General features: G+C 45.6%; 12 protein-coding genes. 8 read left to right on the forward strand and 4 right to left on the reverse strand.

Going from position 1 to position 12,181, the window contains the following annotated elements; all coding sequences use genetic code 11:
- Window positions 1-260 precede the first annotated feature (260 nt).
- On the forward strand, window positions 261-971 hold the full coding sequence (locus QUA56_RS35170) for an SDR family oxidoreductase (RefSeq protein ID WP_333368257.1): 711 nt from the start codon (window positions 261-263) through the stop codon (window positions 969-971).
- Between the two features lie 401 nt (window positions 972-1,372).
- Window positions 1,373-2,434 carry a 4-hydroxyphenylpyruvate dioxygenase gene (gene hppD / locus QUA56_RS35175; protein ID WP_333368261.1) on the forward strand — a complete coding sequence of 354 codons (1,062 nt, stop codon included), beginning with the start codon at window positions 1,373-1,375 and terminating at the stop codon, window positions 2,432-2,434.
- A gap of 20 nt (window positions 2,435-2,454) precedes the next feature.
- On the opposite strand, the gene QUA56_RS35180 is transcribed toward hppD, so the two are convergent.
- Together QUA56_RS35180 and QUA56_RS35185 are read right to left on the reverse strand one after the other, a co-directional pair.
- Complete coding sequence (locus QUA56_RS35180; protein ID WP_333368264.1) at window positions 2,455-2,988, reverse strand: GNAT family N-acetyltransferase; 534 nt, start codon at window positions 2,986-2,988, stop codon at window positions 2,455-2,457.
- 74 nt (window positions 2,989-3,062) lie between these two features.
- On the reverse strand, window positions 3,063-3,392 hold the full coding sequence (locus QUA56_RS35185) for a diguanylate cyclase (RefSeq protein ID WP_333368267.1): 330 nt from the start codon (window positions 3,390-3,392) through the stop codon (window positions 3,063-3,065).
- A gap of 122 nt (window positions 3,393-3,514) precedes the next feature.
- Here QUA56_RS35185 and QUA56_RS35190 point away from each other — a divergent pair, with 122 nt between their 5' ends.
- The gene (locus tag QUA56_RS35190; RefSeq protein ID WP_333368270.1) at window positions 3,515-3,733 is read left to right on the forward strand and encodes a hypothetical protein; all 219 of its coding nucleotides are present in this window, start codon (window positions 3,515-3,517) and stop codon (window positions 3,731-3,733) included.
- 45 nt (window positions 3,734-3,778) lie between these two features.
- Here QUA56_RS35190 and QUA56_RS35195 read toward each other — a convergent pair whose 3' ends face one another.
- A complete protein-coding gene (locus QUA56_RS35195) occupies window positions 3,779-4,267 on the reverse strand; it encodes a PAS domain-containing protein (protein WP_333368272.1) in 489 nt (162 codons plus the stop codon).
- Between the two features lie 151 nt (window positions 4,268-4,418).
- On the reverse strand, window positions 4,419-6,101 hold the full coding sequence (locus QUA56_RS35200) for a tetratricopeptide repeat protein (RefSeq protein ID WP_333368275.1): 1,683 nt from the start codon (window positions 6,099-6,101) through the stop codon (window positions 4,419-4,421).
- Between the two features lie 1,205 nt (window positions 6,102-7,306).
- Between QUA56_RS35200 and QUA56_RS35205 the strand changes: the two genes are divergently transcribed.
- The 5 genes from QUA56_RS35205 to QUA56_RS35225 all read left to right on the forward strand — a co-directional run bounded on the left by QUA56_RS35205 (window position 7,307) and on the right by QUA56_RS35225 (window position 12,149).
- Window positions 7,307-8,083, forward strand: a complete 777-nt coding sequence (locus QUA56_RS35205; RefSeq protein ID WP_333368278.1) for a hypothetical protein — start codon at window positions 7,307-7,309, stop codon at window positions 8,081-8,083.
- Between the two features lie 11 nt (window positions 8,084-8,094).
- Window positions 8,095-8,262, forward strand: coding sequence for a hypothetical protein (locus tag QUA56_RS35210; protein WP_333368280.1), 168 nt, complete (start codon window positions 8,095-8,097; stop codon window positions 8,260-8,262).
- Between the two features lie 125 nt (window positions 8,263-8,387).
- Complete coding sequence (locus tag QUA56_RS35215; RefSeq protein ID WP_333368283.1) at window positions 8,388-9,266, forward strand: hypothetical protein; 879 nt, start codon at window positions 8,388-8,390, stop codon at window positions 9,264-9,266.
- Window positions 9,267-9,465: 199 nt separating this feature from the next.
- Window positions 9,466-10,362, forward strand: coding sequence for a hypothetical protein (locus QUA56_RS35220; RefSeq protein ID WP_333368286.1), 897 nt, complete (start codon window positions 9,466-9,468; stop codon window positions 10,360-10,362).
- A gap of 11 nt (window positions 10,363-10,373) precedes the next feature.
- Window positions 10,374-12,149 (forward strand): hypothetical protein, encoded by a 1,776-nt coding sequence (locus QUA56_RS35225; protein ID WP_333368289.1) that lies wholly within the window; start codon window positions 10,374-10,376, stop codon window positions 12,147-12,149.
- The last annotated feature ends 32 nt before the right edge of the window (window positions 12,150-12,181 follow it).

Here is a 12,181-nt window from a genome sequence, read left to right on the forward strand (position 1 = left end):
ATTAGCTATAACCTGCAATCTGCTCCACTTAAGCCAAACCCTTGATTATAGCATAAAATTATTTTGCAAGAGGTCTAATGGTTATTGGTTATTGGTTATTGGTTATTGGTTATTGGTTATTGGTGATTTGTTATTTGTTATTTGTTCCCCATGCCCCATGCCCCATGCCCCATGCCCCATGCCCCATGCCCCATGCCCCATGCCCCATTCCCATAACTTGAGTTATCATACAATCTGGACGTAAAGAAATGTAAAGGGATATGCAGGACAAAGTGGTTGTGGTGGTGGGTGCAACTGGCGGCATCGGTTCAGCGGTGGCCGGCAAACTCGCCGATGCGGGTGCGAGGCTAGTGCTCGCCGCCAGAGACAGCAGTCGGTTAGACGCTTTAGCTGGCGAATTGTCGTCGGCAACAGAGGTACTGTCAGTACCTACAGATATCACTGATTTTCAGCAAGTCGAGACGCTGATGCAGACAACTGTGAAACATTTCGGACAAATTGATGCTCTCGTAAACGCCGCCGGTGCCGGAATTCTCAAGCAGTGGAACAAGTTAGAACCCGCTGATTTAGATGCAATGCTTGACTTGAACTTGAAAGGCAGTTTTTACACATCTCAAGCAGCGGCGAATGTGATGAAAGAGCGCAAATCCGGCCACATCTGCAATGTCATCGGGATTTTGGGCAAGCATTCGATGGCGATGGGAACGGCTTATTGCGCTTCAAAGTTTGGGGTAGTTGGTTTTAGCAAGTGCATGGCAGATGAGCTGCGGCGCTACGGCATTAAGTTTACGCTATTCTATTTTGGCGGGGTAGATTCTCCGTTTTGGGATAATGTGAGTTTGAAGGTAGACCGATCAAAAATGCTGAGTACCGAAACTGCTGCAAATGCGATTATGTTTGCTCTTTCGGCTGACCCGCAAGCTGTACCGATGGAGATTAATATTCAGCCGGAAAGTCATTTGTTCTTTTAGCGATTGAGGAGTGATTGGAAGGCAGAAGACAGCGGAAGCTGAAGGCAAAACAAATATGACATCTTTAGGTTGGAGAACTTGGAGAACACCTAATTATGTAGGGTGCTCTTCTGCCGCGCACCTTACGGCTATAATTCGCGCGTCAAACCATTTTTTTGCCTTAGTCTTGTTGGCGAAGGCCTCGCCGCCAAACCCAAGTTATCGCAGATACCGGGTTTCTTTTAAGTGCCGACTTATTTCTGCCTTCAGAGGGAGCTAAAATATTCCATCTTTAGGTTATTATTAAGCGGGTGTACAATAAAAAATATGACAAATATCCATTCCTCAGTCCCTCCCTTGCAGTTTCGCACTGAAAATAAGCCGATTTTCCATTTTTCAGTTTCCATTTTCAATTATTGATTATGGAGTTCGATCGCATTCAATTTTACGTTGAAAACGCTAAAGTATCCCGCGACTGGTTTGTCGGCCAGTTAGGCTTTCAATCAATAGCAGGTTATGCCAATAGCCACACTCACACTGAAGCTGTCAGCAGTGGCAATGTATGTTTTGTGTTGTCTTCGCCCCTGACACCCGCTAGTCCTGCTGCTAGTTGGTTGAAGTTTCATCCTCCAGGGATTGCCGATGTGGGTTTTCGGGTAAAAAATATCGAATTAGCGGTAGCTAGAGCGGCTGCTGAAGGCGCTAAAATCCTGGAACCGATTCAAGAAGACCTAAACGAAAGAGGCTATTTTAAGCGGGCAAAAATCGCTGGTTGGGGAGATTTAAGCCATACGCTCGTTGAGCGAATTGGCGAGAATTCACCGCTACAAGCTTCTCCTAAGCTGCCGCTGTTTACCATGATCGACCACGTAGTGTTAAATGTTGAAGCGGGTGATTTGTCAAGTGCTGCTAGTTGGTATCAAAAAATATTAGGTTTTCGACCCCAGCAAAATTTTGACATTCAGACTGAGAAATCGGCTTTGCGGAGCCAAGTTATGGTTCACGCTGAAGGTGGGGTGCAATTCCCGATTAATGAACCGGCATCAGCTAATTCTCAAATTCAAGAGTTTTTGAGTGCAAATCGGGGGCCGGGAATTCAGCACATGGCTTTGCAAACTGCTGATATCGTTGGTGTTGTTGCCGATTTGCGATCGCGCGGTTTGCCTTTTCTGCCGGTTCCTCCAACATACTACTCCGAATTGCAGCAGCGGCAAAACTATTTGCCCGCAGATTGGCAAGCAATTGCAGCTTGTCAAGTTTTGGCAGATTGGCAAGAAAATACTCCCGCAGCCATGCTGCTGCAAATCTTTACTCAGCCAATTTTTGCAGAACCAACTTTCTTTTTCGAGATTATTGAGCGCCGAGTTGCTTTAGTTAACGGCAAACAGGTGCAAGCAGGAGGTTTTGGAGCTGGGAATTTCCGAGCTTTGTTTGAGGCAATTGAACGGGAACAAATGAAGAGGGGAAGTTTGATCGATGATTGATAAAAATTCCACTTTTTAGGTCATACAGCCGTGTCGATCAGCACTGCGATATCTTTCCACCCGTAGGCAATTTCTTTGAGTGCAACGCCTGCTCTACTTGTTTCCAGTTCGTCCACTTTTTCACCTCCTAAAAATTCATAAAATTTACAGGCTGAATTGTCTTTTAGTACCCAAACCAGCATCGATTTCAAACTTAATTCTGCCAATTTTGTGGCAACTGTTCTCACGAGTTGCCGTCCGATTCCTTGACGCTGATATTCCTCCAAAATATAGATGGCAAATAATTCTCCTTTATATACATATTTACCCGTGCGCTCGGCACAACCGGCAGCAAAACCCACAATTTGTCCCGAGTCATTCTCAGCAACGCAGACAAAAACCCCGGTATTTTTGACGTTGGTCAGGATTTCTTGCCAACGGCTTTCTCCTTTTTCATAGGACAGCTTGGCGAGGTAATCTGTCGGTACAATTTTTCGGTAAGCTGTCCGCCAAGTGTCTACATTTACCCGTGCAATTGCAGGTGCGTCAGCGATTTTAGCTTCTCTCACAATCATCAGAAAATACTCCTTTCCCGCCCTGATATTCTCTCTTTGAGTCTAGGTAAACTATGCGATCGCGCCCTTCTAGTTTAGCTCGATAAAGCGATCGATCGGCTTCTCCCTCCAATTAACCCCTCAATCGATAAACCAGCAGCCACAGCATTAGTTACCCCGATACTAACTGTTACAAACTTACTTACCTTAGAAGCAGCGTGAACAATTCCCGCAGCTTTCAAATCGCTGCGAATTGCTTCCGCTACCGGCATTGCTCCTTTCATATCACTTCGCGACAAAATTACCGCACATTCTTCGCCGCCGTAGCGGGCGGCTAAAATCTCGGCCACTTGTTTTAAACATTCGTCGCCTCCTTGATGCCCGTAACGATCGTTGTAAAGTTTGAAAAAATCGATATCGCACAAAATTAAAGACAGCGACTCTTTTTCTCTCCATCCACGGCCATTCTAACTCCAATGTTTTGTCAAAACAGCGGCGGTTGGGAATTTGAGTCAATCCGTCCACCGAAGCGAGCCGCTGCAATTCCATGTTAGCGGCTTCTAATTCTAATTTGGCTTGTTCTAAAGCTAAGTTTTGCCAAGCTAATTCTTCACTTTGCGGTTTTTCTTGTTCGTACAAAAATCGGATTGAAGCTTCAGCTTCTTGCAATTCTTGTTCCGCATATTTGCGCTTGACAAGCGAATTTATTGATGGTACCCGCCACGCGATCGATCCGTGGAATCAATCGAAAGCATCTGGAATCTAAAATCCTCAAGCCCCCGAATTAATCTCGCGCAAGTCAATCCAAAATCTAAAATCTAAAATCTAAAATCGAATGACGCAATAATTCCTCGTCACCGGTAATCATCGAAATGGGTCGATCGATTAATTCAGATGCGGTATATCCAAATAATAGTTGGGTGGATTTATTCACTTTTTTGATTTTTCCATCTCCCGTTGTCACCAATAAAATATCATTGAGAGAATCAAAAAATTTATCAATATAATCGCGAGCCGTAGCCAAGCAATCAACTTTAATACTGTTTTTATTTACTGCCGGAACCATACTTGACTGAAGAGCAGCAGTGTCTGTTACGTCTTCACATAAAATAATTAATCTATCAGGTTTAAGCTGTTCTTTATGAGCAAAAATATACAAATCTAGATACAAACAAGAGCCATCATTTAAAACTCTTGTTACTGATTTTAAGTTAAAACTTGGTTGTCGTCCTTCAATAATAGACCTCTTGCAAAAATCCTTTTTATCAATTGATGGGACGGGCTCTTCTGCCCATCCCACAAGAAAAAATAACTCTTGTGGGATGGGCCGAAGAGCCCGTCCTAATTATTTTTGCAAGAGTTCCAATATTGTTCGTTAAACGTCGCAATTCGCTTGCGGTTATGATAGCAATACACATTATGTGACATACCAAAGTTTATTTGCTACCTACTTACCACTTTCCTGACATCGCGTCTTTCAGTCTCAATTCTTCTCGACTGACTAGAGCTTCGTAGTAATCGGGTTTGATTTCCAGGGCGACTCCGTAAGAGCTAATGGCATCTTGAGTGCGCTGCAATTTTTGCAAAACGTCGCCCCGCTGCGCCCAAGCTTCCCAGTTGTCCGGCTTGAGTTGAATCACTTGGTCAAAAGCGACGAGTGCTTCGGAATACCTCTGCATTTCCCCTAGTAGCAGACCTCGCTGCACCCAGCCTTGATAGTTGTCCGGCCAGATAGTAATTGCTCGATCGTATGATGCGAGAGCTTGTTCGTACTGCTGCAAATTTGACATAGCGTTGCCGCGTTTCAACCAAGCTTCAAAATTGTCTGGCACGATTTTAATTACGCGGTTGTAAGCTGCGACGGCTTCTTCGTAACGCTGCAATTTTTCCAGCGCTGCGCCTTGCTGCAAACCTACTCTTGATGTAATTTCTGCTTCCGAACTCAGAGAGATTACTTTATCAAAACAGGCGATCGCTTCTTCGTATTGCTGCAATTTTTCCAGAGTTTCGCCTCGCAAATTCCAAGCTTCTAGAAAATTACCTTCAATTTGTAGGGCATTGCTGTAAGCGATAATAGCCTCTTTGTAGAGTTCCAATCCTGCCAGGGCGATGCCTCTACCCAGCCAAGCTTCGGGAAAATTCGGATTAATTTGAATGGCTTTGTCAAAAGCAGCGATCGCCCCTTCACAATCTCTCGATTCTGACAGTGTTTGACCGCGCCCGATCCATGCTTCGGGATAAAAAGGATTAATTTGAATTGCCCGATCGAAACAAGCAATTGCCCCATCGCGCCACTGGTGTTTGAGGGCCATTCCTTTATAAAACCAAGCTTCGCAGTCGTTGGGTTGCAGTTGCAGTACGCGATCGTAAGCTGTCACCGCTTCTGCATATTTGTGCAATTTTGCTGAAGCAATGCCCCGATTGAACCAAGCCAGACTATTTTGCGGTTGCAGTTGAATGGTGCGATCGTAAGAAGTTACAGCTTCAGCGTAGCGTTCCGCCTTCATCAGAGCCAAACCTCGGTTCAGCCAAGCTTCCCAATTAGTCGGGACGAGTTTCAGCGCGCGCTCGTAAGCCGCCACGGCTTCAGCGTAGCGTTCCGCTTGCAGCAACACGTTGCCTTGCCGGTACCACATGGCGGGCAAATTCGGATGAATTTGGGTTGCTCTTTTGTAACAGCTTGCGGCTGTATCCCACTGCTGCAATTCCTCTAAAACTCGGCCCCGCTGATACCAAGCTTCGTGCTTTTCTGAATTGATTTGAATTGCGGTGTCGAAAGCCGCGATCGCTTCAGAGTGATTTTGCAAACTTAACAGCCCTGTCCCGCGCAGCATCCAAGCCCAGTATTCTTCGGGATTAATTGCTGTAGCTCGATCGGCGCAGGCTACGGTTTCTGCGTAGGAGTGCAGTTGTTTGTAAGCTTTGCCCAGATTCAGCCACGCCCGGGCCCAGTCCGGCTTAATTTGAACCGCTTTTCCGTAGCAAAGGACTGCCGCTTCGTACCTTCCCGATGCGTACAATCTATTGCCCCGATCGTAATCTGGAAATGCTGCAAAAATTCTTAAAATCGGCGGCAGCAGAGCTGGTTGGGGGTTTGAGGAGTTTTCTGTAGCCGGAGTCGAGAGGTCTGGCATACGCCTTTCACATAAAAAATTTAGTGGGATAACAAGCTTGCGGTCTTATATAGCGGTTCTCAAGTAAGTGAGGTACGTAGTTGGGCTTTAGCCCTCCGATCGTGCTTATGCAGTAAGTGAGATAAGTGCCTAACAACTCCAATTACCAATTATCAGTCATACCTCATCTACCCCAGAAGAGCTATATATTAACTTATGCTTTTCTTAACTCGCTGCTGTTTTGAGACAAACTTAGCATATCAGGTCTGCTGCCACAAATTATGTTTACTTAACTGTAATGTATAAAATTATGCACCCTTCCCACTTTCGGTACACCGCTGTAAAATACGGTCAGTCGATTTTCAATTTTCGATTGACCGAAAGCATCCAGGATACAAGCCCCCGGATTCATCCGTCCAGAAATAAAAAACCTGTATCCGATGAAACTTGCCCCCGAATTTATCCGTGGGGTCAATGCTTCAATTCTAAAATCTAAAATCTAAAATCTAAAATCTAAAATCTAAAATCTAAAATCTAAAATCGATTGACTCCACAGATGAATCTAGGAGCTTGAACCAGAGTCTAAAATTTCGATCTCTCCACTACGAGTGTCGGAAACTTGTAATAGCGAGCGAGACGACGTGAGCGCGCTAGATCATCCAAATATATTATTCTGATGCAACCCTCCATGATATGAAAGCAAAAATGGGATGCTCCCAAGAAGGCAGTGTGTTAACTTTTATTACAACAGCTATACATCTTATTAGATAAGAGGTATGGTTTCTCTTGCTTATCGAGTTGCTCAGGATGGCAATGACTAGTAGTTGCTAGATATTACGCAATAAAAACGGCGTTGCTGATTTACGGTATGAAAGGCTAAATATGCCAGTCATAGAAACCAGTATCCACAAAGCTTCTGGATGTTAAACTTATTTTTTTTTATACCCTGATTAAGCAACGCCATAAAAACAAATAAATCGATAAATTAATTCATTTTATTGCAACACTTCTTTTTTTCAAAGAGCTAAAAGGAGTTGGTTTGGCAAACATCAAAATTAATTGGTGTTAGACGTTGATTTGGACAAGAAAGTTGAGGGAAGAGTTTCATTATGCCAGTCAATTTAAGAATTCGATCTCACAAGACGATCGCCATAATATTTATTGCCACGTTACTAATAAACGTACTCGCTATCAAAAGCACGTACTCTCAGCAGAGCTGCCAAAATGTGCAAACTTCAATTCAGATTATCGACGAAACGGGCGGGAAACGGCTTTCTGGCACGTCCATTGACACTTTGCAGGATTCACCTTTCAAGAACTATGTAACTACCATTTCCAAACACGTCAGGGCCAAGATTGACGATGGGGCGCAGTGCTACGGAGATTTGAAAAGTTCTCCAGAAGTCAAGCTTTTTTTCGTTTACCGTCCGCTGGTCAAATCCACGACTGGGCCCGTAGCACCGTTCAACTTAGAGCGCACACAATCTAATGGTACCAGGCATTTGGATAGTCCTTGGGTAAAACTCACGTTCAGCCGATCGCCCCGGCTCGTTGTGCGTGCCGTGTTCCTCTGGAACGAACGACAGTTTCTGTTCGATCAAGCACTGATGTCGGGCATACGTGCCTCGCCCACCAATCCTCTGCTTCCGATTGATGAGCCGATCTTCGAGCAATTTGTACAAGATTACATCGACTCTGTGCTGCTTGTACCGTCTCCAGAAGCCGTATCTGCCAGCCCAACCAGTATTTCAAAACGCTTGCCACCAGACATCTTTTGGCTGTTTAGCAATGCGTTGCAAACTACACGCGGTCCTTTCTCCGCCATCGTGGCCCGTGCTCTTAGCTCCGCTGTTGGGAAGGCAGCGAACGGATATACCGATCTTACCAAGGCTCTGGTTGACCAATTTTTTGCGTCAGAAACGACTGAGATCCGCTACGAAAGCGTTCTCGATCTCAAAGACATATTCACCCTCGATCGATACCGAATTAACCAGCATCATTAAGGACAAAAATTATGGCTTGGACCTTTTCTCAAAAGACGACGTTCACGGGTTTTAGTACCGCCGAAGAGGCACAGATCCTTGCCGCTTTGCAGACAGCATACGACGGTTCGTCCACAGCTAAGACTATGTTCGACAATTGGATTAATTTTGACATACAATTTAAATGCAGAACAGCTTAAATTAATTCATTTCATTGCAAGACTTCTTTTTTTCAAAGAGCTAAAAGGAGTTGGTTTGGCAAACATCAAAATTAATTGGTGTTAGACGTTGATTTGGACAAGAAAGTTGAGGGAAGAGTTTCATTATGCCAATCAATTTAAGAATTCGATCGTACAAAACTATCGCCATAATATTTATTGCCTCGTTACTAATCAACGTACTCGCTATCAAAAGCACGTACTCTCAGCAGAGCTGCCCAAATGTGCAAACTTCAATTCAAATTATCGACGAAACGGGCGGGAGGTGGATTTCTGCCACGTCCCTGTACGATTCATCTTTCAAGAACTATGTAACTACAATTTCCCAACACGTCTCTGGCAAGATTGACGGAATGGCACAGTGCCACGGGGATTTGAAAAGTTCTCCAGAAGTCAAGCTTTTTTTCGTTTACCGTCGGCTGGTCACATCCACGCCAATCGTAGCACCGTTCAACTTAGAGCGTACAGAATCTAATGATACCAGGAATTTGGAAAGTCCTTGGGTAAAACTCACATTCAGCCGATCGCCCAAGCTCGTTGTGCGTGCGGTGTTCCTATGGAACGAACAACAGTTTCTGCTCGACCAATCACTGATGTCGGGCATACGTGCCTCGCCCACCAATCCTCTGGTTCCGATCGATCGGGCCATCTTCGAGCAATTTGTAGAAGATTACGACTCTGTGCTGGCTGTACGGTCTCCAGAAGCCCAGTCTGCCGCCCAAGCCAGTATTTCAAAGCGCTTGCCACCAGAAATATTTTGGCTGTTTCGTAATGCGCGACAAAGCAGCTTATCTGCGTTCCAGGTGGAAGTAGTCTCCGCTCTTAACTCCACCCTTACGCAGGCTGCGATCGGATATACCGATCTTACCAAGGCTCTCGTTGACCAATTTTTTACATCAGGACAAACAGAGATCCGCTACGAAAGCGTTCTCGATCTCAAAAACCTATTCACCCTCGATCAATACCGGGTTAACCGACTTCACTAAGGAAAAAAATCATGGTTTGGAGCTTTTCGGAAAAAACGACGTTCACGGGTTATACTACCTCCGAAGAGGCAGAGATCCTTAATTCATTTCATTGCAACACTTATTTTTCTCAAAGAGCTAAAAGGAGTTGGTTTGGCAAACATCAAAATTAAGACGTGTTAGACGTTGATTTGGACAAGAAAGTTGAGGGAACAGTTTCATGATGCCACTCAATTTAAGAATTCGATCGTACAAGACTATCGCCATAATATTTATGGCCTCGTTACTAATCAACGTGTTCGCGATGAAAAGTACGTACTCTCAGCAGAGCTGCCAAAATGTGCAAACTTCAATTCAGATTATCGACGAAACGGGCTGGAGGGAGTTTTCTGGCACGTCCGTTGCCAGTTTGCCGGATTCACCTTTCAAGAACTATGTAACTACCATTTCCCAACACGTCAGGGCCAAGATTGACGGAATGGCAGAGTGCCACGGGGATTTGAAAAGTTCTCCTGAAGTCAAGCTTTTTTTCGTTTACCGTCGGCTGGTCACATACGTGAGTCCGCCAATCGAAGGGCCGTTCAACTTAGAGCGTACACAATCTAATGGTACCAGGTATGTGGATAGTCCTTGGGTAAAACTCACGTTCAGCCGATCGCCCAGGCTCGTTGTGCGTGCCGTGTTCCTCTGGAGCGAACGACAGTTTATGTTCGATCAAGCACTGATGTCGGGCATACGTGCCTCGCCCACCAATTCTCTGCTTCCGATTGATGAGCCCATGTTCGAGCAATTTGTAAAAGATTACACCGACTCTGTGCTGTTTGCACCGTCTCAAGCCCGGCCTGCCGCCCTAGCCAGTATTTCAAAGCGCTTGCCACCAGAAATCCTTTGGCTGTTTCGCCATGCGTTTCAAAGCACGCGCGGTCCTTTCTCTAGGCAGGTGAAATCCGCTCTTGTATCCGTCCTTGAGCGGGGAGCAAGCGGATATACCGAGCTTACCAAGACCCTCGTTGACCAATTTTTCACATCAGCACAAACAGAGATCCGCTACGAAAGCGTTCTGGATCTCAAAGACATATTCACCCTCGATCAATACCGGGTTAAAAACCTTTACTAAGGAGAAAAAAAATGGCTTGGCTTTATTCTCAAAAGACGACGATCACAGGTTTTACTGCCCCCCAAGAGGCACAGATTCTCGCAGTTTTGGAGACAGCATACAGCAAGTCGCCTATAGCTAAGGCTATGTTCGATACCTGGATTAATGCTGCTCCGGGGAATACAATAGACATAAAATTCGTGCCGGGACAGCTTCAGGGTACTGTTATAATTACTCCTAGTGGTAATGTTGGTACTGGCCAAGTGGAAATTGATTTTGCAAGGTTGAACAATTCAACTTACATCAATACGACTGGCAAAGCCGTACCAGATACGTTAACCACGGCTTTATTACATGAGCTTGTTCATGCGCTGACTGGAAAAACAGATAATTTCACATCTTTAGATTACAAAGGAGATACTGTTAGGTTTGCAAATCAGATTTACAAGGAACTTGGTCTCCCCGAACAGGTTTCTTTCCGTGCATTTGACGATAAGGGACTCCATAAACTTAATTATGAGTATACGAATGGCGCAGCGATCGATGCCGCCAAAACTGAGGATGAGCCCTTCATAAGTACGGCCTCACTCGGTACGTCGAGGGACCTGCTAATCGGAGGGCCATCTCCTAACACTCTTCTGTCTGGTGACGGCAATGACTTTTTGTTTGGCGCTGGCGGCAATGATACGTTGAGCGGAGGCGCTGGTACAGACACTGGAGTTTATTTTGGGAAGGAAACTGACTACGACATCCAGAAAAATTCAGATGGTTCTTGGTCAGTTAGCCATGCACGTGGTGCAAAGGACGCTGGTTCAGATACGCTGAGAAACGTCGAATTCCTGCAGTTTGACGGCGGCAAGACATACAAACTTGCAAAGGGTGGTCTTACCTTCCAAACCGATTTCGCTCTTGTGATCGACACTACAGGCAGCATGGGTTCATCGATAGGAAGAGTGAAGGCGCAGGCATCTTCACTTATTGATGCAGTATTCGCTGGCGGCAAGAATGATGGTCGCATTGGGGTGGTCGGGTTTAAGGACAGTATCAGTGGGGAACCGTCACAGGTTATTCTCCCGTTTACAAATCAAGACGACTTTGCCGCCAGAAAAGCCGCCGCACTTGCAGCAATAAATGGCATCACTGTAGGCGGTGGCGGCGACCTGCCGGAGACAGCCTTTGACGGGCTTCGTGTTGCGCTAGACGGGTCTATGGGGAAATGGAGGTTTGGCGCAGGCGTGCTTCGGATCGCTCTATTTACAGACGCACCAGCGAAAGACGGCGCCCTAGCTAGCCAAGTGAACGCGCTTGCTAGTAGTATTGGAGCCACGGTAGGAGCGCGTTCCTCCGTAGCGGGATCGAGCGGCTCAGTCGATACCTTTACCCTTGCGTTGGGAGATAACGGTTCGAGCAGTACACAACAACGACGTTATTCAAGTGACTCCGACGCTAATCCCCCTTTCCCATTTGTGCCATCCGACGATGACGATCCCATCACTCCTGATCCGACGACTCCAACGACTGCACAAGTTCAAATATTTACAATATTCACTGGCCCTAATGGTGTTGATACGTCTGCCCTTGAGGATATAGCAGACACCACCGGAGGCGACTTCCTTAAGACCACGACGAATGAGGACTTGGTGAGCATCTTGCTCAACATCATCAATTTACCGCCAGAGCCTGTGAATACTCCTCCCACAGCGGTAAATGACAATATCACAACGAACCAGAACATCGCTGTTAGTATAAATGTTTTAGCTAACCAATACTTCGGACAGTTTTTAAGCAGCGAGAGTACCATAGGATAGGACTGACGGAAGGTTAGGGTGATTTAAAATTA

It is taken from the genome of Microcoleus sp. N3A4, assembly GCF_036701805.1.
GTDB lineage: Bacteria > Cyanobacteriota > Cyanobacteriia > Cyanobacteriales > Microcoleaceae > Microcoleus.

Excerpts from the sequence above, each read along its gene's own strand:
- QUA56_RS35170 (WP_333368257.1), top strand. The coding sequence starts at position 261 with ATGCAGGACAAAGTGGTTGTGGTGGTGGGTGCAACTGGCGGCATCGGT.
- hppD (WP_333368261.1), top strand. The coding sequence starts at position 1,373 with ATGGAGTTCGATCGCATTCAATTTTACGTTGAAAACGCTAAAGTATCC.
- QUA56_RS35180 (WP_333368264.1), bottom strand. The coding sequence starts at position 2,988 with ATGATTGTGAGAGAAGCTAAAATCGCTGACGCACCTGCAATTGCACGG.
- QUA56_RS35190 (WP_333368270.1), top strand. The coding sequence starts at position 3,515 with ATGTTAGCGGCTTCTAATTCTAATTTGGCTTGTTCTAAAGCTAAGTTT.
- QUA56_RS35200 (WP_333368275.1), bottom strand. The coding sequence starts at position 6,101 with ATGCCAGACCTCTCGACTCCGGCTACAGAAAACTCCTCAAACCCCCAA.
- QUA56_RS35210 (WP_333368280.1), top strand. The coding sequence starts at position 8,095 with ATGGCTTGGACCTTTTCTCAAAAGACGACGTTCACGGGTTTTAGTACC.
- QUA56_RS35215 (WP_333368283.1), top strand. The coding sequence starts at position 8,388 with ATGCCAATCAATTTAAGAATTCGATCGTACAAAACTATCGCCATAATA.
- QUA56_RS35220 (WP_333368286.1), top strand. The coding sequence starts at position 9,466 with ATGATGCCACTCAATTTAAGAATTCGATCGTACAAGACTATCGCCATA.
- QUA56_RS35225 (WP_333368289.1), top strand. The coding sequence starts at position 10,374 with ATGGCTTGGCTTTATTCTCAAAAGACGACGATCACAGGTTTTACTGCC.